The organism is Sporosarcina sp., assembly GCF_029257255.1.
Lineage (GTDB): Bacteria > Bacillota > Bacilli > Bacillales_A > Planococcaceae > Sporosarcina.
In genome coordinates this window covers 21010-43141 of record NZ_JARICI010000027.1, presented here as the reverse complement: position 1 = coordinate 43141, position 22132 = coordinate 21010, and the positions used below count along the sequence as shown (strand labels likewise).

The following is a 22132-nucleotide window of genomic DNA, read 5'->3' as shown; positions in this document are numbered from 1 at the left end:
TTTGAGGATCAGTCAGCTGTCTTAGATGTCTGCTGTACGATCTCCAGTAATAATTCTGTCAGTTTATTTAGTTCTTCGACCGGCATACGTTCATTTTTAGTATGAATTTCTTCATATCCGACAGATAATGTAACGGTTGGCACTCCCATACCGTTAAAGACATTGCCGTCACTTCCGCCGCCGCTCGTCATAAGCTTCGGTTCGCGTCCGATATTTCGAATAGCCTGCATCGCAACTTGTACAACCTGCTCATCTTCAGACAAATTAAAGCCCGGGTACATCAGCTTTGTCTTCGTCTCTGCTTTACCACCGAGGGTGCTAGAGGTAGATGCGAACTTTTCAATCATCAGGTCCATTTGCTGTTGCATTTTATCCGGATTGATCGAGCGAACTTCCGAAAGAATGAACGCTTCTTCGCAAACAATATTCGTTGCTTTTCCGCCTTCGAATCTGCCGATATTCGCTGTCGTTTCGGCATCGATTCGTCCGAGTTTCATTCCAGCTATCGATTTAGCAGCAAGTGTAATAGCTGAGATTCCTTTTTCAGGCGCCACTCCGGCATGCGCCGTTTTTCCATAGATTGTCGTCCAGAGTTTCGACTGATAAGGCGCGGCCGTCACAATACCGCCCACTTTCCCGTCACTGTCGACAGCAAAGCCATACTTTGCTTTCAGCAGCTTTGAGTCCATTACCTTCGCACCGACTAAACCACTCTCTTCACCTGCTGTAATGATAAATTGAATGTCTCCGTGCTCATTTCCCTGTTCCTGAAGAATTTTTGCGAGCTCAAGCAATGCGGCAATTCCTGCTTTATCGTCAGCACCCAAAATCGTTGTGCCGTCACTATAGATATATCCGTCCTCTTTGACGACCGGCTGGATGTTCTGTCCAGGCACGACAGTATCCATATGACAAGTGAAATAAATAGGATCTGCAGCAGAATTTGACCCTTTCAAATTGGCAATCAAATTCCCTGCACCATGACCTGTTTTTTCACTCGTATCATCTTCTGTGACATCAAAACCGAGTGCTTCCAACTTCACTTTCAATACATCTGCAATTTGACGTTCATTCTTGGTCACAGAATCAATTTTTACTAACTCTAAAAATTCGTTCAGTAATCGCTGTTTATTCAACAAAAAGACTCCCTTACTTATAGAGGTATATTTCCGTGCTTTTTCTTCGGACGATCTTCGTGTTTATTGCGCATCATTTCCAATGCCTGTAATAATTTAATACGAGTTTCACGAGGATCGATTACATCATCAATCATACCATGGGAAGCTGCAACATATGGGTTTGCAAATTTTTCACGATATTCTTCAATTTTCACTGCGCGCATCGCTTCAGGATCTTCACTGTTCGCGATATCGCGTGCAAAGATAATATTCGCAGCACCTTCCGCACCCATTACCGCTACTTCAGCATTTGGCCATGCATAAACTACGTCTGCACCTATCGATTTAGAATTCAGTGCAACATATGCCCCACCGAATGCTTTACGCAGAATCAGAGTGATTTTCGGCACTGTCGCTTCTGAATACGCATATAGGATCTTCGCACCGTGACGGATAATACCGCCGTGCTCCTGCTTAATGCCAGGGAAGAATCCTGTAACATCTTCAAACGTAATTAATGGAATATTGAATGAATCACAAGTACGGATAAAGCGTGCAATTTTATCGGATGAATCGATATCCAATCCGCCTGCCATCACTTTCGGCTGGTTACAGACGAAACCGACTGTTTCGCCTTTCATGCGTGCATAGCCGACAACAGCGTTTTTCGCAAATTCCGGCTGAATTTCAAAGAATGACCCTTCATCGACAACTTGCTCCAATACTTTACGGACGTCGTAAGGGCGAATCGTTTCGAACGGCACAACGTCTGCTAAATGCTCACGATAATCGTCCTGCTCTTCATATGGCTGGACCGGAGTCTTTTCCGTGTTATTCTGTGGAAGATAAGATAATAGATCGCGTACTTTTTCCAGCACTTCATGTTCATTAGCACCGCGCAAGTGTGCGTTACCACTGATTGTATTATGAACTTTCGCGCCACCGAGATCTTCTGAAGTAATCTTTTCGCCTGTTACAGTTTCGATAACTTTTGGTCCCGTAATGAACATCTGGCTTGTCTGGTCCGTCATGATGACAAAATCAGTGATTGCAGGTGAATAGACAGCGCCGCCTGCACATGGTCCTAAGATGACTGAAATCTGTGGAATTACACCTGAATAAATGGAGTTGCGGTAGAAAATCTCACCGTATCCGTCAAGAGATAACACACCCTCTTGAATACGTGCGCCGCCTGAATCATTCAGTCCGATAAACGGTGCGCCGTTTTTCGCTGCCAAATCCATGACGTTGGCAATTTTCATCGCGTGCATTTCTCCGAGTGCACCGCCGAAAACAGTAAAGTCTTGAGAGAATAAGTAGATTGGACGGCCATGGATCTTCGCATAGCCGGTTACAACGCCGTCACCGGGTCCAACTTGTTTGTCCATACCGAAATCACGCGTACGGTGCACGACAAATGGGTTTAGTTCTACAAATGAACCTTTGTCAACCAGCAGTTCAATTCGTTCACGGGCTGTCAGCTTACCTTTTTCATGCTGCTTGATGATCCGTTCGTCTCCGCCGCCCAGCTCAATTTCACGTTTTTTGTCATACAGCTCATTAATTTTATCGTAAATATCCATCTCTTACTCCCCCTTTGTCTTTTCGCATAATTCATATAACACGCCGAAAGATGATTTCGGATGCATAAACGCAACTTCCGCCCCGCCGGCACCAGGTTTTGGCTCATCCTGCAGCAGATTTACCCCTTTTTCCTTCAACTCTTGCATTCTAGTACGAATATCTGAAACGCCAAACGCGATATGGTGAACCCCTTCACCGCGTTTCTCAATAAATTTAGCAATTGGACTAGTTTCAGACATCGGTTCCAGCAATTCAATCTTCACATTATGCGCATCAATGAAAGCAACTTTAACGCCCTGGCTATCCACTTCTTCTATTGCCATGACTTCCAATCCGAGTGTATGTATGTAGTATTCAAGTGATTCTTCCATATTTCTTACTGCAATCCCTATATGATCAACTTTATTCACGCGGCATTTCCCCCTTGGATCCATAGTCGAATACAATTTTCGAACAGCCATTCTAGTTGTTTAAATTCTAAATTCTGTTAAAATAGATCTACACCTATCTCAACATGTAAGGAGTTTAGATGAATGAGCAACAAAAAAATTCAAAAAACAATTGTCTATATTATGATCGCTGCGATGGTCGCATCCACTCTATTCATGGGTCTTAGCATGCTCTTTTAATGTAATGACAGTTCGCGTGGTATTCACGCGAACTGTCTTTTTATTTGCCTTACTATCTTACAGTTCTTCACAATGCTCTTCGAATTGGCTTTGCAGGTTTACGACAACTGACATCGGGTCGTGGCCTTCAATTTCAAAACGACCGACTTCTGAAACTAATTTGCCGTCTTTAAGCAATGCAAATGAAGGAGAGGAAGGAATATGATCCTCACCGAAGTGCATACGTGCCTGTGCAGTTGCTTCTTTGTCCTGTCCTGCAAACACCGTAACCAGGTGATCTGGACGCTTGTCATAATGTACGGCATGAGCTGCTGCCGGACGTGCAATTCCGCCTGCACAGCCACAAACTGAGTTCACCATAACCAGTGTGGTTCCGGAACGGTTGAAAGCTTCCTCCACTTGCTCAGGTGTCTGCAATTGCTCATAGCCGCTCGCTTCCATCTCAGATCTCGCCTGGGTCGTAATATCGTTCATGTAAAAATCAAAATTCATTGTCATGAATAGTATCTCCCTTCTATAAAGTTAATGTTGATTGCCGTACTCACGTGTATCTATGAATCGGCCATCTTCTTCAATCATAGCATAAACAGCCTGGAATCAAGAAGAAAACAATCGGTCTACTGCACTGGTAACCGTCACATTGCCTTCCATTAGTTCCTGCTCCAGTCCTTTCACCTGACTCTTGCGTCCTGCTTCAGCAAAAAACGAGTCGATCAAGTGATCTCGGATCATCGCATGGAACCAATCTTTCGTCTGAAGTTGTCTTCTCGTATCCCAATAATTATTTTCCTGCATCGCTTGCCGGAACGCTAACACGGTTTCCCATACTTCCTGCAAACCTGTACGTTCAATAGAAGACACAGGTTGTGCAGTAGAAGTCCATCCGGGAGAAGTCGGCTGCAGCATATGCAAAATCCGTTTGTATTCACGCACGGTCTTTTTCACAAGGGGCATATTGCTGCCGTCATTTTTATGGACGACCACACCATCTGTCAGCTCCATAATGCCTTTCTTCATCCCCTGCAGTTCATCTCCGGCGCCTGTTAAAACTAGCAGCAAGAAGTAATCAACCATGCCCCGCACAATCGTTTCTCCCTGCCCGACACCGACTGTTTCGATCAGAATCACGTCATAGCCCGCCGCTTCACAAAGCAGCATCGTTTCACGTGTTTTCTTATGCACGCCGCCGAGTGTACCGGCAGACGGGGATGGACGGATAAAGGCATTCTTATGACGTGCAAGCTCTTCCATCCGCGTTTTATCCCCTAAAATACTGCCGCCTGTCAGCGTGGAACTCGGATCGATCGCGAGCACCGCGACTTTATGACCCCTATCCGCAAGCATCAGTCCGAACGCTTCGATAAATGTACTCTTTCCCGCTCCCGGAACGCCCGTGATTCCTATTCGAATACATTTTCCCGTCTTCGGTAATAATTTCGTCAGCACTTCCTGACCGAGCAGCTTATCACTCTGTTTCGTACTTTCAAGAAGCGTAATACCTTTCGCTAAATAAAGGCGGGAACCCTTTTCAATTTCTGTGCATAAAGACTCCAGATCTTTCTCAGGAGAAGCTTTCTTAACAAAGCGTTTACGTGAAGAGGCTACAAATCCATCGTGTGTCGACTCAATTCCGCGCATTACATGCATTGCTGAATCATCTGCTCCATTTTGTCTGTTCGTCAATCCATCACTTCCTCGTAACCCAGCTGTCTGTAGATTTCTTCAATGACTTTTTGGGCTGCTACCGGTATAACTGTACCCGGTCCAAAGATTGCTGCTGCACCGTTTTTGCGTAAGAAGTCATAATCCTGTGCCGGAATTACGCCGCCTACTACGACTAAAATATCCTCACGATTGATTTTTTTCAGTTCTTCACGCAATGTCGGCACCAATGTTTTATGTCCGGCAGCAAGTGAACTGACTCCAATCACATGGACATCGTTTTCTGCGGCCTGCAATGCAGTTTCTTCAGGGGTTTGGAATAACGGCCCGATATCAACGTCAAATCCTAAATCAGCGAATGAAGACGCGATTACTTTCGCACCGCGGTCATGTCCATCCTGCCCCATTTTCGCAATCAGGATACGCGGCCGGCGACCTTCATTTTCCAAAAACTCATCTGTCATATCTGTAACTTCCTGAATCTCTTCTTCATTCGAGAAATTCGAGCTGTATACACCACTCACAGAACGGATCACCGCCTTATGACGTCCCGACACCGATTCAATCGCATCAGAAATTTCACCAATGGTTGCACGCGCTCTTGCTGCGTCCACTGCCAATGCAAGTAAGTTTCCTTCGCCACTTACAGCAGATTCAGTAATAGCTTTCAATGCTGCCTGTACAACCTGCTCATTACGGTTGTCTTTCATTTTATTAATACGGTCGATTTGTTTCTGACGCACGAGTGTATTATCAATATCTAGAATATCAATCGCATCTTCAGTATCCAGACGGAATTTATTCACGCCGACGATTGTTTCTGCTTTAGAGTCGATTTTCGCCTGTCGTTTTGCTGCCGCTTCCTCGATTTTCATTTTGGGCAGGCCTGTTTCAATTGCTTCTGCCATACCGCCGAGCGACTCGATTTCTTCAATTAAGTCCCATGCTTTTTCCATCAGTTCTTCTGTCAGCTTTTCAACATAATAAGAACCGCCCCATGGATCGATTACTTTCGTCATCATCGTCTCTTCTTGCAGGAATAATTGCGTATTCCGTGCAATACGCGCGGAGAAGTCGGTCGGCAATGCAATCGCTTCATCCAGTGCATTGGTGTGCAAAGACTGCGTGTGACCCATTGCGGCAGCATTCGCTTCAACGAGTGTTCGTGTGACATTATTGAAAGGATCTTGTTCTGTCAGACTCCAGCCAGATGTTTGAGAGTGAGTGCGCAAAGCAAGGGTTTTCGGATTTTTCGGATCAAACGACTGCATCATCTGCGCCCAAATCTTCCGTGCCGCTCTCATTTTTGCAATTTCCATGTAATAGTTCATGCCGATTGCCCAGAAAAACGACAGCCGTGGTGCGAATGAATCAATATCAATTCCCGCTTGCAGCCCAGTTCGGACATACTCGAGCCCGTCTGCAAGAGTGTAAGCCAGCTCAATATCAGCTGTCGCTCCCGCTTCCTGCATGTGATAACCTGAAATCGAAATCGAGTTGAACTTCGGCATGTTTTTCGATGTATAAGAAAAAATATCTGCAATAATCCGCATAGACATCGCTGGCGGGAAAATATACGTATTCCGTACCATGTACTCTTTTAGGATATCGTTCTGAATCGTACCTGAAAGCTTTTCGGTCGGTACGCCCTGTTCTTCTGCAGCCACAATATAAAAAGCCATTACGGGCAGCACTGCACCGTTCATCGTCATCGAAACGGACATTTGATCAAGCGGTATCCCGTCAAATAAAATCTTCATATCTTCAATGGAATCAATCGCAACGCCTGCTTTACCTACGTCACCAGTTACTCGCGGATGATCAGAATCATAGCCCCGGTGAGTCGCAAGGTCAAATGCAACGGATAAACCTTTTTGTCCCATCGCCAAGTTTCGTCTGTAGAATGCGTTACTTTCCTCAGCAGTTGAGAAACCTGCATATTGTCTAACTGTCCACGGACGCGCCACATACATCGTCGGATAAGGCCCACGGGTATTTGGTGCAATCCCTGGAAAGTCCTGTAAATGTTCAGTTGTTTCAATATCTTTTGCTGTGTATACAGGCGAAACATCTATGCCTTCATTCGTAATGAATTTTTCTTTTGTTTGTGCATGCTGCGAAAGTTCATTCAGTGACTGCTCAATATCTACTTTATGAAAATCTGGTTTACTCACCTTGACGGCCTCCTTTCTTGATGTCTGCAATTTCATTCAGCTTGGAAATTTTATCCTGACCCGCAAAAATGAAGCCATGTAGACCGTCTGCAAGCCATTGGTCTTCAACTTCCTGATTACATTTACCTGCTGCATCGATTACACAATTCGTTTGCTGTTCTTTCAGGAAATCTGTAATGACGCTTTCTGACTGAGCTGCAGAAGCACATAGCACAGCATAATCAGGCTGCTGTTCGTTGATCCAACTGAGCGCTTGATTAATTGTTTCGAATGAAGGACTCCACTGCGCTTCGATCCCGCCAACTGCTAAAAATCCGCTGACAAAGTCTGCGCGCGGCTTATAATCTTTCAAAGCACCGAAATTGATCAAGACCGTTTTGGGCAAATTTTCTTTCTGACGTGCACGAAGATTTTCAAATGGCTCCGCCAATCGTTTCGTCACAGCAATCTCCGGTGATTCAGCGAGATTTGTATCTATTAACTCTGCATAGACATTCGTACCGATCATGGTCTTCTTGCCGACTGCTGCTTCCTTCTGACGCTTCGCATACTGCTTGCTAAGTTCTCCAGACTGTAAGAATGACTGATAGCCACCCATTTCTTCTATCGCCAGGAACTTATCCCATGCACTTCGGACCAATTCAGCTGTTAACGTCTCAATGAAATATGAACCTCCTGCAGGGTCAAGCACTTGATCGATATGTGTTTCTTCTTTCAGTACTAGCTGGATATTTCGTGCATATCGATTGGAGCTCAAAGATGTACCGGTTAAAACATCATGCGGCAGGACAGTCAGCCAATCTGCTCCTCCAAGTACCGCAGCAAACGCCGCATTTCCGCCGCGAAGTAAATTCACATAGGGATCGAGTTTCGAATAAGAACGCACCGATGTGATCGCCACCAGTGGAACTTGTTTGGCATCTTCAACACCATAGGCTTCATTGAAAAGTTTCCAAAGAATCCGGAACGCACGAAACTTTGCGATTTCCATGAAGAAATGCGTATCTGAAGCAAATCGCGCATAAAACCCTTCAGTGAACTTTTCGAATGACACGGCTTCTTCAGCCGTTTCAGCAGCAATTGCTAAACTTAACGCTAGTTCAGTCACTGCATCTGCACCTTCATGGTGTGCTGTCCATAAGTCAGCGCCTTTCGTGCGGACGTTATGGAACCCGTCAGGCAGAACGGCGATGTCACTGATCACAATCCCTTTGACTGCATCGTGATTGGATTTATCGACATATGTAAAGGCTTGCAAAATAGGATCATCTTTTTGGATATCCATGAAAAGAATCGGATGCTTTGTCAGTAACTGTGCTAACTGCTGCAATTCTGGTTCCGTCCAGACCATAGTCTTTAAACCGTTATATGTGATTGCCTGATTACCTCTTTCAAGAGACTCAGTCAATTGAATAAGAAACTGCTCTCCGCTTTCTGCAGCAACAGGCTGAGCAATCGTCCAGCCGAATTGTGGCTTCGTCACACGCGAAATCTGCTGCTGATCGAGATCTTCTTTTGTATAAAGAGGCAGTAAATCAATTCCTTCAGCAGTTTTGGTCAGCAGAGATTCAAAAGGTTTCCCCTTCAATGACTGAACAGCCGCTTCTTTCCACTCCTCATAACTTGGTGCCGTAAATGTAAAGGTCTTCATATTATGTATTGGCATAATGGTGCTCCTTCCATCTTGTAAACCATCAATAGTTCTAGTGTACCGTAGAGTGCTGGATGAAGAAAGAGGTAAATTAGAAGTTATCAGCTAATTTACCTTTCTATTTAAAAAACCTTCAGCAAAAAGCTGAAGGTCTGACTTTAATATAAAGAGGTATTGTCTTTCGACATATTCTCTAATAATTCTTTCACACGTGCTAAGAATCGACCACAAACTAGCCCGTCCAGAACGCGATGATCGAGTGACAAACATAAATTGACGATATCACGAACAGCAACCATGCCGTTATTCATGACAACCGGGCGTTTCACAATCGTTTCCACCTGTAAAATAGCAGCCTGTGGATAATTTATAATCCCCATTGACTGTACCGATCCAAATGAACCCGTGTTATTGACCGTGAACGTGCCGCCTTGCATATCTTTCGTCTGCAGCTTACCATTGCGTACTTTACCCGCTAATTCGTGAATATCACGTGCCAGAGCCTTAATAGTTTTTTCATCTGTCTGCTTGATTACCGGTACATATAGCGCCTCATCGGTCGCCACGGCAATGGAAATATTGACATCTTTTTTCATGACGATCTTATCGCCCGCCCACATGGAGTTGACAGCCGGGAATTCTTTCAATGCCTGTGAAACAGCCTTAATGAAAAAGGCAAAATACGTTAAGTTAAATCCTTCTTTTTCTTTGAATTCAACTTTTACACTATCACGCAGCGCCACTAATTCCGTGACATCCACTTCCACCATTGTCCAGGCATGAGGAGCCTCCGTTACGGAACGAACCATATTTTTTGCAATTGCACGACGGATACTTGTTACCGGAATTTCAATATCACCGTTTTCAAGCTGAATATTTGGGGTAACGTTCTGCTCATAACCAGACTTTTCATTTTCAGTATACGTAAGTTCTTGCTGAACAGGCTGTTTTTCTGAAGAAGCAGACGGCTGTTCCGTAACTGCCTGAGACGTTTGGGCTCCGCCATCTTCAATGAATGCCAAAATGTCTTTTCTCGTAATTCGGCCTTCTCTGCCAGATCCCGATACTTGCGACAGATCAATTTCATGTTCTTGCGATAGTCTTAACACTGCAGGCGAATAGCGACCGGCTGCTTTTCCTTTTACTGCAGGTTTTTCTGCTGGCTTTACTGGCTGCGTTTTTTGTTCAGTTTCAGGTTGAGCAATTGTTTTTGCAGGTTCCTCAGCCGGCTTTTGCTGTGCAGCTGTGCCTTCAGCTTCAATCAAGCAAACAGTCTCGCCCACTTCGACCGTATCACCTTCATTTGCGACAATCTCTGTTATTTTTCCTGCAAATGAAGAAGGAATTTCAGCAGTTACTTTATCTGTTGTCACTTCAGCTAATGCATCATATTTTCTAACCGTATCACCAGGTTGTACAAGCCACTTTTCTATAGTTCCTTCAGTGACACTCTCACCCAGCTGCGGCATAGTAATTTTTTGGATTGCCATCTCACGCACCTCCTTAAACTAGAATTCCGCTAACTCCCTCGCTGCCTTCTCTACCTTTTCAGGATTCATCATAAAGAATTTTTCCATAGAAGGCGCGTAAGGCATAGCGGGTACATCGGGTGCTGCCAGCCGTTTAATCGGGGCATCCAGTTCGAACAGACAATGCTCCGCAATGATGGCGGCCACTTCACTCATAATACTGCCTTCAAGATTATCTTCCGTCACCAATAAAACTTTACCTGTTTTTGAAGCAGCTTCAATAATCGCTTCACGGTCCAAAGGATAAACTGTTCTTAAATCTAATAGATGAACTGAAATGCCATCTTCCTGCAAACGTTCTGCAGCTTGAAGAGCGAAATGGACGCACAGACCATACGTAATGATCGTAATATCATCACCTTCGCGCTTGATGTCAGCTTTGCCGATCGGCAGCACATACTCTTCGTCAGGCACTTCCCCTTTAATTAGACGGTAAGCACGCTTATGTTCAAAGAACAGAACAGGGTCTTCATCACGCACAGCCGCCTTCAGCAAACCTTTTGCATCGTACGGAGTGGAAGGGATGACGATTTTTAGACCTGGAGTGGAAGCGAACATCGATTCCACTGACTGTGAGTGGTAAAGCGCACCGTGCACGCCCCCGCCAAACGGCGCCCGAATGACAATTGGACAGGACCAGTCATTATTGGAACGGTAACGGATTTTTGCTGCTTCAGAAACAATTTGATTCACAGCCGGCATTATGAAATCCGCAAATTGCATTTCTGCAATCGGCCGCATGCCATACATCGCCGCACCGATTGCAACCCCTGCAATAGCAGATTCAGCAAGCGGAGTATCCAGCGAACGGTATTCACCAAACTGCTCATATAAACCAATCGTCGCTTTGAACACGCCGCCTTTTCGACCGACGTCTTCACCGAGCACGAATACTTGGTCATCTCGTTCCATTTCTTCTTTCATTGCCAGGTTGATGGCATCAATAAATGAACGAACGGTCATTAAGCTTCGCCTCCTTTTTCGTCATAAACATAGCGCATCGCATGTTCAGGTTTCGCGTAAGGAGCCACTTCCGCATATTCCGTCGCTTCATCGACAATTTCTTTTACTCGCTGTTCTATCTCGTCATGCTTTTCTTCTGTTAATAACTCTACTTCCTGTAAATAATGAATGAACGTCAGTAAAGGATCGAGCTTCTTTTCGTTCTCTAGCTCTTCTGCGTCACGATACAAGCGCTGGTCATCATCTGATGAATGCGCCGTTAACCGATAGCATACCGCTTCAACTAGCGTAGGGCCTTCACCACTTCTCGCACGATCTGCAGCTTTCTTCACCGCTTCATACACTGTCAAAGGATCTGTGCCGTCCACGGTGAACCCCGGCATTCCGTAGCCTGCTGCGCGGTCAGATACGTGCTCGCAGGCCAGCTGTTTGCTGACAGGAACAGAGATTGCATATTTATTATTTTCCACCATAATGACAGTGGGCAGTTTATGCACACCAGCAAAGTTCATTCCTTCATGGAAATCTCCCTGATTTGAAGAGCCTTCCCCTAACGTAACGAAGGTAATGAAATCTTCTTTATTCATTTTCGCAGCGAGCGCCACTCCTACTGCATGCGGCAGCTGTGTGGTAACAGGCGATGAACCGGTGATAATGCGGTTTTTACGCTGACCAAAATGCCCCGGCATCTGTCTTCCGCCGGAGTTTGGATCTTCGGCTTTCGCAAACGCCGATAACATCAGCTCTTTAGGTGTCATGCCAAAATGAAGCACGATCCCCATATCCCGATAGTATGGCGCAATCCAATCTTTTTCATGATTCAGCGCAAATGCTGCCCCTACTTGTGCAGCTTCCTGTCCCTGACATGAAATGACAAACGGGATTTTGCCCGAACGGTTCAGTAACCACATGCGTTCGTCTAAACGCCGGGCCATCAGCATCGTTTCGTACATTTGCAGCACGGCTTCATCAGTCAGACCTAATTCGATATGACGATTATTCATTCCGCTTCCTCCTTTACATGTGAATGGCAATGCCTTCTACAGCTAAAGCCGCTTCACTGAATGCTTCAGATAATGTCGGATGTGGGTGTATCGCAGAGGATACTTCCCAAGGAATTGCATTGAGAACCATAGCAAGACCGGCTTCAGAAATGAGATCTGTAACATGCGGACCCACCATATGAACACCGACGATATCTTCGCTGTCCTGATCAGCCAGTATTTTCACAAATCCTTCGGCATAACCATTCACCAATGCTTTTCCATTTGCTTTAAACGGAAACTTTCCGACTCTCACATTGATTCCGCGTTCTTCTGCCTGCTGTTCCGTCAAACCAACAGCCGCTGTTTCCGGATATGAGTAAACGCAGTGTGGAACTAAATCGTTATTCAGTGGCTCACGTTTAATTCCTGCTATATGATCGACAGCAAATAAACCTTCATGCTCTGCCATATGTGCTAATTGAAGACCGCCGATCACATCGCCAATTGCATATATATGTTGATCTTTCGTTTGATAAAATTTATTCGTCTGAATGGTGCCGTTTTCCACTTGAATTTCAGTGTTTTGCAATCCTATATCATCTATAACAGGGGCACGGCCAACCGAAACCAGTATTTTTTCACTGCTGACCGATTGTACTTGATCATCAAGCTGATAAGAAATCGTGACTTCTCCCTCTTGTTTCTGAAGAGAATCGGTATTAATTGACGCACCTAACCTAAATGTCACACCGCGCTTTTCTAGTGATTTTTTGACTGTCACTGCGACTTCATGATCTTCGGTCGCCAGAATACGCTCCAGACGATCAAGCACAGTCACCTGCACGCCGAAATCGTTTAGCATGGACGCCCATTCGATTCCGATAACGCCGCCGCCAATGATCGTCACGGAAGAAGGAAGCGCCTTCATTTCCAAAGCCTCCTGTGAGGTCAGCACCTGCTTTCCATCAATATCCAGTCCCGGCAGTGTTTTCGGTTTAGAACCTGTTGCGATGATCAGGTTTTTTAAAATGAGAATTTCATTTTCATCCCCATTGTCCATCTCTACCGAAATTGTACCTGGCATTGGTGAGAAAATCGAAGCCCCCAATATTCTCCCTGTTCCATGGAAGACATCGATCTTGCCTTTTTTCATCAGGCTTTCAACACCTGCATGCAGCTGACCGACGATTTGATTCTTTCTCTTTTGCACTTGTGAAAAGTCTAGCGACACGTCTCCTGTATTTACACCAAATTCATTTGCTTCATTGCTGGCAACCCGGAAAACTTCAGCGCTCTTCAGTAAAGCTTTGCTTGGAATGCAGCCGCTGTGCAGGCATGTACCGCCAAGCTTGGATTTTTCGACGATAGCTGTTTGTAAGCCAAGTTGTGCTGCCCGGATAGCCGCTACATAGCCGCCTGTTCCGCCGCCTAAAATGACTACGTCGTATTCTTTACTCAACTGATCGCACTCCCTTCACCTACGAATTGAATTCTAAAAGATAGTAGTAGACATGCGATTTCAGCGCTGGGTTGTCTGTTTTAAGCCCAACGCTGAATTCTTCATGTATAGTTCCTTATTTCCTGTCAGAAAGTATGCTTTTTTCGCTTCGCAAGAACGTATTTCTTGTCGCAGCCACTCGCGCCATTCTATCTTCCGCCAAACGATCTGCAGCCTGATAGGAAGGGATTCCATCACGTTTAGAGATTTCGAATATTCTCAGGATCGTATCGTAAATGCCTTCTACACGTTTCAATGCACGTTGTTTATTATAGCCTATGAGTTCATCTGCTACGTTGATGACACCGCCAGAGTTGATGACGTAGTCTGGTGCATAAACAATTCCCATTTCATGAAGTTGGTCACCGTGTTCAGGGTTTTTCAATTGATTATTTGCCGAACCTGCAATGACTTTCACTTTGAATTGAGGAAGCGTTTCGTCATTGATCACCGCACCGAGCGCACAAGGAGCAAAGATATCCGCTTCCTGCGAATAGATTTCATCTGTTTCAACAGCTGTTGCCCCGAAAGCCTCAACTGCACGCTGAACCGCCTGTTTATTAATATCCGTCACAATCAATTTTGCACCTTCACTATGTAAATATTCACATAAAGTATAGGCTACGTTCCCTACACCTTGAACCGCAATGGTCTTGCCTTCCAATGAATCATCGCCAAATGCTTCTTTCGCAGCGGCTTTCATTCCTTTGTAAATACCTAGCGCCGTAACTGGTGAAGGATTTCCTGATGAACCTTCTCCGGAAGAGATGCCAGTAACGTAATCTGTTTCCAAATGAATCAAGTCCATATCAAATTCAGTTGTTCCTACGTCTTCAGCCGTAATATAGCGCCCGTTCAGCCCTTCGATATAGCGGCCAAGGGCACGGAATAATTCATCGTTCTTATCTTTTTTCGGATCGCCGATGATGACTGTTTTACCGCCGCCTAAATTCAACCCTGCGGCTGCGTTCTTATACGTCATGCCTTTTGCCAGACGCAGTGCATCCTCAATTGCCGCTTCTTCACTTTCGTACGTCCACATACGTGCTCCGCCGAGTGCAGGTCCAAGCGTTGTATCATGGATCGCGATAACTGCCTTTAATCCGGATGTTTTATCGTAACAAAGCACGAGCTGTTCATAATCGTGATCTTCCATATAAGCGAATAATTCCATTACTATCCCTCCAAGTAAGTAAAATAAGATTTCTATGTAATTAATATTAGGATTCTTATTGCAAGAATGCAACTTTGGCATTCAATCATTGTTTGCTAGTGTGTTAACATATTGTCTACATCTCCATCGTACATGATGGCACGATCCTTGACAATCCGTCCTTACACGGTAAAATTAATTAGGTAAGGGGTTGAGGAGCATGGCACGTCTTGCTGCGTTTATTGTACTGCTAATTCCAGGAATTGCAGCAGCTCTTGGTATAAAATTAATGCGCGATTCACTATTTGGACATCTATTTCAGCCATTTCCATTCATTTGGATGCAATTTTTAGGCGGTTTCCTGCTATTTGTGGCGGGATTAGGATTCTTCGCAGGCTTTCTTCTGCGGCGCGACCGCAGAAGCGGCAGAGCAGCTGACCGATTCAAAAAGGACATTAAATAAAAGGACCAAGGTATATCGCTTACCTTGATCCTTTTATTTTTTTCTGGACACGTTTCGGATAGTCCGTAATCCATCCGATAACCTCAGGAGAGGAGGCGAGAAAAGGCTCAGTCCCCGTTACACCGTACATTCGCAACTTCTTACCACTCGACTTCAAATAGTCCTGATACGGATCTTTCCACAATCGCTTATGAAAGTGGAATGCATCTACTTCATATGATTTTAAATTCGCCCAGTCAACTGAATTTTTCTTCATCAACAATGCAGTTTCCATACGTGCATCCTGTTCTTTAAATAACTGAAGTGTAGGATAATCAAAAGAAGAAATATGAACATCCGCAAGACCTTCTGTATAATGCAAGATTTTCTCGATTACTGCCGGCTGCCCATATACCGTCTCTTTTAATTCGATATTCAATGACAATTCGTTGTCTATACAAAAAGAAACTATATCAAATAAATTGGGTACAGGCTGCCCAAAGAATTTCCTGCTTCCTGTCTTCCCTACTTTGATATGCCGCAGTTCTGCTGAGGTGATCTCGTTGATCTGTCGGTCCACGCCTGCAACGCGGGACAACTGATCGTCATGGATGACTACGAGTGTACCATCGATTGTTTGCTGGACATCTAATTCAATACCGTCAGCTCCCTGTTTCACAGCTGCCAGAAATGCACTCATCGTATTTTCAAAATGACTCCCTGATGCCCCTCGATGCGCAAATACCTGACTGTTAAACATTCAAAACCCCTTCACCAGTTAGTTCAAAGACACCTTTTGTTTCACGATTCAGTATTGTCGAAAGCTTGCCGATTTGCAGATTCACGCCAGGATAAGCCTCCCGTGTAACTTCGATTTTTGGAGGGGTCGCAGTCTGAACCAGTTCGAGTTTCGTTTTGATCGTTTGGTCAAGACTCATGATTTGCTGCTGCTTTACTAGAATTGTTGTACTCATCTTATCCAGCATTTTCAACTGATCTAAGGTCAAATTGTTTTTTATTGCTTCCATCTTCTTAAGGGTCAACTCGATTTTCTTTAGTTCTTCATGTTCGGTTTTCAATTGTTCAGCCAGCCGTTGAATCTCTTCTAGCTCAGCCTCTTTATTCACACCTTTGACCGTGAGCTTAGTTAACCTTTCGTGGCTGTTCCCAGCAAAAGCACATTCTATGGAAAACCGAGCTTCGGTAATACCACCGATGACTTTCCCTTTGTGGCGGTCTATGCTGATATAGTCTGCATAAATTTCTGATCCCAATGAATACAGTCCGATATTAACTTGTTTTCCATAGATTTTCGCATTATTTGCATGTTTGACAAACACTGCATTTTTGGCTTCAATTACTGTTTCACCCGCTCCAAAGACGCCGCCCTTAATATAGACGTCCCCTTCTTCCGAACGAATTTCTTTGGCATTTGTAATTCCTTCTTTTCCTTCAATTGAAATATCACCGGTTGCATTGACGGAGAAGCCGGCCTGAACAGTTCCATAAACTCGAACTGCGCCGTCAAATGTAATGGATCCAGTCTTGGTTCCGACATCCTCGGGTATGATCAGCTGCTTACCTACACCTAACACGCCATTCGTCTGCTCCAATGCACCCCCATGCAATGCCCGCAGAACGATTTTTCCATCCTCTTGAAACTCTCCGATTGACTTGCGGTCATAAACCAGTTTGACATCTTCACCTTTTTTGGCAGCGATTACATCTCCAAAAATATCAAAACCTGGAGTTCCTTCTTGAGCGGGAATCTTTTCACCTAGCCACTCATCTTTCGCAATTGACGTCACAAAGTTCAGTTCATAGTGATCAACTGAGCCATCTTCTTGGAGAGTTGGTTTGCGGTCAGGCATTTCAATATAAAGAACTCTGGCATCCTGACCTTTCACCGGTTCCTGACCAATAGCAACAGGCATTGGATTACTGGGCACGAAAGGCATATTGTACAAAAGTTCCTTGCTATATAATACGCCTTTTGATTCCAACAACTCGATTGCCTGTTCAAAATAGGTATCTTTGTTTACAGCAAAATCTTCTTTTGTTGCATGGATATATAATTCGGCCTTCATTTTGCTTGGCGATATATATACTTCACATGGTGCGGAAAATATACCGATTTCATGCTCCCCTTCAGTTTGTAGCGCTTTCATTAATTCATTGAATGAATGTAATTTTAATCTTGGAAGATCTGCAGTCATCGCATCAAATGATTTTATTGGGAAACCTGGTTTAACTGTTTTCATTATTACTTTATTATTCTCTTCTAAAAGGATAAAGTTTTCATTTTCTACTAACAACACAATCCCTCCTCATGTTATACAAGTATAATATACTGCATACATAAAGGGATAGTTCTTTGTGTTTAATTAGGAGATAAATAAGCATTATTTCTCACAAGCGTGAATTTTTTCTTCATTATATGGCCACAATCGAACTAATCACCTAGGCACTTTTAGCTTACCATATGTTCCAAGCGAATTTTGTCGGCAATCATTGCGATAAATTCACTGTTTGTTGGCTTGCTTTTTAAGTGGTGCACCGTATATCCGAACGTTTTAGAGATTAAATCATAATTCCCTCTATTCCATGCTACTTCAATAGCGTGGCGGATTGCTCGTTCGACACGTGATGGTGTTGTATTATATTTTTTGGCAATATCCGGATAAAGGATTTTTGTGACAGATCCCAGAAGATCCACATCTGTGTAAACCATTTGAATGGCTTCACGTAAAAATGCATAGCCTTTAATATGTGCAGGTACACCAATTTCTTTAATCATCGACGTGATGGCAGTATCAAGAACTTTCTGTGTCACGGCACCTGTTGGCTGTGACGGTTGCTGTACAGCGTATGAAGACGTATTTGTTTTTGCTTTACCAGCTGCCTTGAAAATCTGTCCAATTAACCGATCTAATTCAAAAGGTTTCAACATGAAATACGATGCGCCTAATCCTGCAGCCTGAGACATTACACTTTCCTGTCCAAAGGCAGTGAGCATCATGATTTCCATATCACCTTTTGAATTGGTCTCATGCAAAGTTTCTAACACACCGATCCCATCAAGATGCGGCATAATAATATCTAGTAATAAAATATCCGGCCGTTCCTGTTCAAGCATTGACAAACAGATCTGTCCATTGTTCGCTGTCCAAATCACTTCGATTTCCGAATGTTTTTCAAAATAAGCCATCATCATTTTTACTAATTCTTTATTGTCATCTACAATTGCTATTTTCACTTTTTCCATTCCCAATTCCCCCCGAAATAAAGTCGACATTGTTTTTTTGTCTACGCTGTTTGTCTCTTCATATCGTAAGTGAAAATTTTGGAAATTTCTACTTTAACTTTGAAATTCATTCAAAATGTTACTTCTGAACGACGATTTCTATCAATTTCGACTTTTTTCTGTATTATTTTCATTTCTGACAATTTAATCTAAAAAATGGCCTGCGCAATAATTTGCGCAGGCCATTTTTCATTTCTTTTCGTTCATTCGCATTGTTTTAAGGAATAAGCCGGCACCTTTTTCCGGTTCATCAACAAACATATGCGTAATCGCCCCAACGAATTTTCCGTTCTGGATCACAGGACTTCCACTCATCCCCTGTAGGATACCGCCCGTTTTCTTCAATAACTTTTCGTCAGTTAACAGGATTTGGAACTGATCTTCTTCTAGCTTGGTGATTTGGATGTGGAACTTTTCTACAGTTGAACCTTCAACAGTGGTGAAAATTTCTGCAGGGCCAACATTCACTTCCAATGGCTGCATAATTTCAAGTGGTTCTGCCAACACTTTACTATAAGCATTCTTCCAGCTGCCAAAAATTCCATATATAGTATTGGTCCGAATGTTCCCAAGTAAATTATTCGGGTCGACTATAGAGGAAATTTTATAGCCAGGAAAACCTGGAGAACTTTTCTTGATTTGATTGATTTCCGACAAATAAATCGCACCTTTTTCAAATGAAGGTGGTGTTTGCAGAGTACTGTCGATAATTTGATGGCCCAGCGCTCCGTACGTACCGGTTTCCGGGTCGACGTACGTCAGTGTTCCTGTACCTTCCGTTCGGTCTTTCAAAAAGGGAGACACGCGCTTAATGAGCTGCAAATCTGCTTGGAGAGTCATCTTTTCTCCATTCCGCAAAATGCCAACTGTCATCATAGGCCCGTCTCTTTTTTGAAGCGAACGCTCAAAATGAACAAGCTGCTTAGTTTCAGTACCATTCATTTCTTGAATGATATCCCCTTTTTTCAGCCATTGTTCCTTATCAATCAGTACATCGCTTGTTACGTAAATTCCACTCAAATCCATTTGAATACCAATTGAATGTCCCATTGGAATGAGGGATTCACTCTGAGCAAAAGCATTTACAGGCAAAAGGCAGAGCAGCAATAGAAGACTAAAAAATGTTTTAAACGACTTATTCCATCCCATGATTCACCTCCTCTAACGAAAGATATCTTTGGTATGTCCGTTCGTTGAGAAAGTATGAAAGGGTAAAATAAACAGTACGTGATACCGCTGGAATCCAGTCCATCTAAACTTTTTATTTCTTATCTGAAAGCTTGCTTCCTTTGATTCGCAAGCGATAATAATTCATCTGCGTGTTGCAGCGTCAATGGTGTAATCTCAGCTCCTGAGAGCATGCGTGACAATTCTTCTGTACGCTCTTCTTTCATTACATCATGAATCGCCGTAGTAGTTCGACCATCATGAATTTCTTTTTTTATCAAATAATGATGATCTGCCATGGCTGCCACTTGAGGTAAATGCGAAATACAGAGTACTTGTGAATGACTGGCAATCATAGCAATTTTTTCAGCAATCGACTGCGCTACACGTCCGCTTACTCCTGTATCCACTTCGTCAAAAATAATAGATGTCACACCTTGATGCTGAGAAAAAATAGTTTTTAAAGCCAACATCATTCTGGATAATTCTCCACCTGAAGCGACCCTAACTAAAGGTTTCAAAGGTTCTCCCAGATTAGTGGAAATCATAAATACGACATTGTCGAAGCCATTCACATCAAATTGAGTTGGTTCTTTTCGCTGTACTTGCACTCTAAATGTAGCCTTTTCCATATATAGCTGCTTGAGCTGCTCTTCAATACCTTTTTCGAGGAGTAAAGCTGATTTCTTACGGATAATTGACAATTCATTTGCCTCAATTTCCAAGTCTTCAACGTATTGTGCCAATAATTCTTGGTTTTGATGCAATCTTTCGTCACGGTTCACCAATTGATCCAGCGCATCTGCTATTTTGTCACGATACAGCAAAATATCTTCTAATGATTTGCCGTATTTGCGTTTCAACGTAAGGAACAACGCTAAACGTTCTTCTACAAAATGTAACCGTTCCGGCTGAAATTCCATACCGTCAATCATGCGTTTTAAATCATGCGAAACATCCTGCAGTGAGTAAAATGCTGAATTCACTGTTTCGGAGATTGGCTGGAGCTCATCATCAATGGAGGCTGCCTCTTCAAGATCACTCATCGCATTGCCAATCCAATCCAGTCCGCGTGATTCAAGCGAAATGGCTTCATAGGAAGTATTCAATCTGTCAAACAGCCGGTGAAAATGCTGGAGCTTCACTTTTTCAGACTCTAACTCTTCTTCTTCACCCACAATAAGATTGGCTGCATCGATTTCTTCCAGCTGGAAAGAATAAAGATCTATCTTTTGTGCAATCTGCTGCTCGTCCTGCGTTTTTGTGGCAATTAATTGCTGAAGTTTTTTATATTTATCATAAAGTTCAGTATAGGTCGACATCGCACGTTCAATCGGTTCACCGATATAAAAATCAAGCAGATCAATATGACGACGTTCATTCATCAATTCTTGATTCTCATGCTGTCCGTGAATATCAATGAGCAATGAACCAATTTCTCGCAATATCGCAATTGTTACCAGTTTACCATTAACGCGGCAGACAGATTTTCCATTCGTATTCAGATCTCTGCGTAAAATGACGGCTCCTTCTTCCGCTTCGATCCCAAATTCAGCTAATCGTTCAGCGATCGCATTTTTAGTATCGTCCACGGTAAATAATCCTTGGAGTTCCGCTTTTTTCGCCCCATGCCGAATAAACTCCTGCGAGCCTCTTCCGCCTGCCAGTAATTGCACTGCATCTATAATAATAGATTTCCCTGCACCTGTTTCTCCAGTCAGTACAGTCAACCCTTCATCAAATGTGATTTCAAGCTGTTCTATTATGGCAAAGTTTTTTATTGAAAGTTCGCTTAACAAGAACTCCTCACCTCACTTATAACATGGATAATAATTTATCTTTTACGTATTCTGTCTTCGATTCTTCTCGGCATATTATTAAGCACGTGTCGTCTCCGCAAATAGTTCCGAGCATTTCATCCCAGTCTAAATTATCGATCAAGGAACCGACTGCCTGTGCATTGCCAGGAAGCGTTTTCAGTGTAATAAAATGACTTGCACTGTCTATGCCGACGAACGCATCCTCCAACATTCTCTTCAGCTTTTCCTCTGTGTTATACCGATGAATGGGAGGCAGACTATATTTGTAGTTGCCTGAAGGAGATGGAACTTTTATCAAGTGAAGTTCTTTAATATCTCTTGAGACGGTCGCTTGTGTTACGTCCACTCCGGCGCTTTTTAAGCTATCGACTAATTGATCCTGCGTTTCTATTTCATTATTAGTAATAATATCTCTGATTCGAATATGGCGCTGTCCTTTGTTCAATATCAAT

The 22132-nt window shown here is 43.5% G+C and carries 20 protein-coding genes; 2 read left to right on the top strand and 18 right to left on the bottom strand.

The window, feature by feature from the left end; genetic code table 11:
• Positions 1-8 precede the first annotated feature (8 nt).
• The 3 genes from Q1J64_RS06645 to mce are packed head-to-tail and all read right to left on the bottom strand — an operon-like array spanning position 9 to position 3112.
• Positions 9-1136, bottom strand: a complete 1128-nt coding sequence (locus tag Q1J64_RS06645; RefSeq protein ID WP_301108295.1) for a M20/M25/M40 family metallo-hydrolase — start codon at positions 1134-1136, stop codon at positions 9-11.
• A gap of 17 nt (positions 1137-1153) precedes the next feature.
• Positions 1154-2701 (bottom strand): acyl-CoA carboxylase subunit beta, encoded by a 1548-nt coding sequence (locus tag Q1J64_RS06640; protein WP_301108294.1) that lies wholly within the window; start codon positions 2699-2701, stop codon positions 1154-1156.
• Between the two features lie 3 nt (positions 2702-2704).
• Entirely contained in the window at positions 2705-3112 is a 408-nt protein-coding gene (gene mce / locus Q1J64_RS06635; protein ID WP_301108293.1) for a methylmalonyl-CoA epimerase, read from the bottom strand.
• A gap of 123 nt (positions 3113-3235) precedes the next feature.
• Between mce and prli42 the strand changes: the two genes are divergently transcribed.
• Positions 3236-3331, top strand: coding sequence for a stressosome-associated protein Prli42 (prli42, locus tag Q1J64_RS06630; protein ID WP_301108292.1), 96 nt, complete (start codon positions 3236-3238; stop codon positions 3329-3331).
• Positions 3332-3388: 57 nt separating this feature from the next.
• Here the strand turns inward: prli42 and Q1J64_RS06625 are convergent, their stop codons facing one another.
• The 9 genes from Q1J64_RS06625 to Q1J64_RS06585 form a co-directional block, all read right to left on the bottom strand.
• On the bottom strand, positions 3389-3829 hold the full coding sequence (locus tag Q1J64_RS06625; protein WP_301108291.1) for a BrxA/BrxB family bacilliredoxin: 441 nt from the start codon (positions 3827-3829) through the stop codon (positions 3389-3391).
• A gap of 99 nt (positions 3830-3928) precedes the next feature.
• A complete protein-coding gene (meaB, locus tag Q1J64_RS06620) occupies positions 3929-4978 on the bottom strand; it encodes a methylmalonyl Co-A mutase-associated GTPase MeaB (RefSeq protein ID WP_301108327.1) in 1050 nt (349 codons plus the stop codon).
• 32 nt (positions 4979-5010) lie between these two features.
• Positions 5011-7167 (bottom strand): methylmalonyl-CoA mutase, encoded by a 2157-nt coding sequence (gene scpA, locus Q1J64_RS06615; protein ID WP_301108290.1) that lies wholly within the window; start codon positions 7165-7167, stop codon positions 5011-5013.
• Positions 7160-8833, bottom strand: coding sequence for a methylmalonyl-CoA mutase family protein (locus Q1J64_RS06610; RefSeq protein ID WP_301108289.1), 1674 nt, complete (start codon positions 8831-8833; stop codon positions 7160-7162). The genes scpA and Q1J64_RS06610 overlap by 8 nt, the downstream gene beginning before the upstream one ends.
• 143 nt (positions 8834-8976) lie before the next feature.
• A complete protein-coding gene (locus Q1J64_RS06605) occupies positions 8977-10308 on the bottom strand; it encodes a dihydrolipoamide acetyltransferase family protein (RefSeq protein ID WP_301108288.1) in 1332 nt (443 codons plus the stop codon).
• 18 nt (positions 10309-10326) lie between these two features.
• The gene (locus tag Q1J64_RS06600) at positions 10327-11310 is read right to left on the bottom strand and encodes an alpha-ketoacid dehydrogenase subunit beta (RefSeq protein ID WP_301108287.1); all 984 of its coding nucleotides are present in this window, start codon (positions 11308-11310) and stop codon (positions 10327-10329) included.
• A complete protein-coding gene (locus Q1J64_RS06595; protein WP_301108286.1) occupies positions 11310-12314 on the bottom strand; it encodes a thiamine pyrophosphate-dependent dehydrogenase E1 component subunit alpha in 1005 nt (334 codons plus the stop codon). Before Q1J64_RS06595 ends, Q1J64_RS06600 begins: the two co-directional genes overlap by 1 nt.
• Before the next feature lie 13 nt (positions 12315-12327).
• Positions 12328-13755, bottom strand: a complete 1428-nt coding sequence (lpdA, locus tag Q1J64_RS06590; protein WP_301108285.1) for a dihydrolipoyl dehydrogenase — start codon at positions 13753-13755, stop codon at positions 12328-12330.
• Positions 13756-13870: 115 nt separating this feature from the next.
• Positions 13871-14968 (bottom strand): Leu/Phe/Val dehydrogenase, encoded by a 1098-nt coding sequence (locus Q1J64_RS06585; RefSeq protein WP_301108284.1) that lies wholly within the window; start codon positions 14966-14968, stop codon positions 13871-13873.
• A gap of 199 nt (positions 14969-15167) precedes the next feature.
• Here Q1J64_RS06585 and Q1J64_RS06580 point away from each other — a divergent pair, with 199 nt between their 5' ends.
• Complete coding sequence (locus Q1J64_RS06580) at positions 15168-15410, top strand: DUF2627 domain-containing protein (RefSeq protein ID WP_301108283.1); 243 nt, start codon at positions 15168-15170, stop codon at positions 15408-15410.
• A 19-nt stretch (positions 15411-15429) separates the two neighbouring features.
• Here the strand turns inward: Q1J64_RS06580 and Q1J64_RS06575 are convergent, their stop codons facing one another.
• From Q1J64_RS06575 to ahrC, 6 genes are all read right to left on the bottom strand, one after another.
• Complete coding sequence (locus Q1J64_RS06575) at positions 15430-16149, bottom strand: glycerophosphodiester phosphodiesterase (RefSeq protein ID WP_301108282.1); 720 nt, start codon at positions 16147-16149, stop codon at positions 15430-15432.
• Positions 16142-17704 (bottom strand): flagellar assembly protein A, encoded by a 1563-nt coding sequence (locus Q1J64_RS06570; protein WP_301108281.1) that lies wholly within the window; start codon positions 17702-17704, stop codon positions 16142-16144. Before Q1J64_RS06570 ends, Q1J64_RS06575 begins: the two co-directional genes overlap by 8 nt.
• A gap of 155 nt (positions 17705-17859) precedes the next feature.
• Positions 17860-18654 (bottom strand): sporulation transcription factor Spo0A, encoded by a 795-nt coding sequence (gene spo0A, locus Q1J64_RS06565; RefSeq protein WP_301108280.1) that lies wholly within the window; start codon positions 18652-18654, stop codon positions 17860-17862.
• Between the two features lie 228 nt (positions 18655-18882).
• Positions 18883-19842, bottom strand: coding sequence for a SpoIVB peptidase S55 domain-containing protein (locus Q1J64_RS06560; RefSeq protein WP_301108279.1), 960 nt, complete (start codon positions 19840-19842; stop codon positions 18883-18885).
• A 119-nt stretch (positions 19843-19961) separates the two neighbouring features.
• On the bottom strand, positions 19962-21659 hold the full coding sequence (recN, locus tag Q1J64_RS06555; protein ID WP_301108278.1) for a DNA repair protein RecN: 1698 nt from the start codon (positions 21657-21659) through the stop codon (positions 19962-19964).
• Positions 21660-21675: 16 nt separating this feature from the next.
• Complete coding sequence (ahrC, locus tag Q1J64_RS06550; protein WP_301108277.1) at positions 21676-22125, bottom strand: transcriptional regulator AhrC/ArgR; 450 nt, start codon at positions 22123-22125, stop codon at positions 21676-21678.
• Between the last annotated feature and the right edge of the window lie 7 nt (positions 22126-22132).

What these genes read in the sequence shown, in the direction of transcription:
- Q1J64_RS06640 (WP_301108294.1), bottom strand. Translation starts at nt 2,701, where the DNA reads ATGGATATTTACGATAAAATTAATGAGCTGTATGACAAAAAACGTGAA.
- prli42 (WP_301108292.1), top strand. Translation starts at nt 3,236, where the DNA reads ATGAGCAACAAAAAAATTCAAAAAACAATTGTCTATATTATGATCGCT.
- Q1J64_RS06625 (WP_301108291.1), bottom strand. Translation starts at nt 3,829, where the DNA reads ATGACAATGAATTTTGATTTTTACATGAACGATATTACGACCCAGGCG.
- meaB (WP_301108327.1), bottom strand. Translation starts at nt 4,978, where the DNA reads ATGCATGTAATGCGCGGAATTGAGTCGACACACGATGGATTTGTAGCC.
- Q1J64_RS06610 (WP_301108289.1), bottom strand. Translation starts at nt 8,833, where the DNA reads ATGCCAATACATAATATGAAGACCTTTACATTTACGGCACCAAGTTAT.
- Q1J64_RS06605 (WP_301108288.1), bottom strand. Translation starts at nt 10,308, where the DNA reads ATGGCAATCCAAAAAATTACTATGCCGCAGCTGGGTGAGAGTGTCACT.
- Q1J64_RS06600 (WP_301108287.1), bottom strand. Translation starts at nt 11,310, where the DNA reads ATGACCGTTCGTTCATTTATTGATGCCATCAACCTGGCAATGAAAGAA.
- Q1J64_RS06595 (WP_301108286.1), bottom strand. Translation starts at nt 12,314, where the DNA reads ATGAATAATCGTCATATCGAATTAGGTCTGACTGATGAAGCCGTGCTG.
- Q1J64_RS06585 (WP_301108284.1), bottom strand. Translation starts at nt 14,968, where the DNA reads ATGGAATTATTCGCTTATATGGAAGATCACGATTATGAACAGCTCGTG.
- Q1J64_RS06580 (WP_301108283.1), top strand. Translation starts at nt 15,168, where the DNA reads ATGGCACGTCTTGCTGCGTTTATTGTACTGCTAATTCCAGGAATTGCA.
- Q1J64_RS06575 (WP_301108282.1), bottom strand. Translation starts at nt 16,149, where the DNA reads ATGTTTAACAGTCAGGTATTTGCGCATCGAGGGGCATCAGGGAGTCAT.
- spo0A (WP_301108280.1), bottom strand. Translation starts at nt 18,654, where the DNA reads ATGGAAAAAGTGAAAATAGCAATTGTAGATGACAATAAAGAATTAGTA.
- Q1J64_RS06560 (WP_301108279.1), bottom strand. Translation starts at nt 19,842, where the DNA reads ATGGGATGGAATAAGTCGTTTAAAACATTTTTTAGTCTTCTATTGCTG.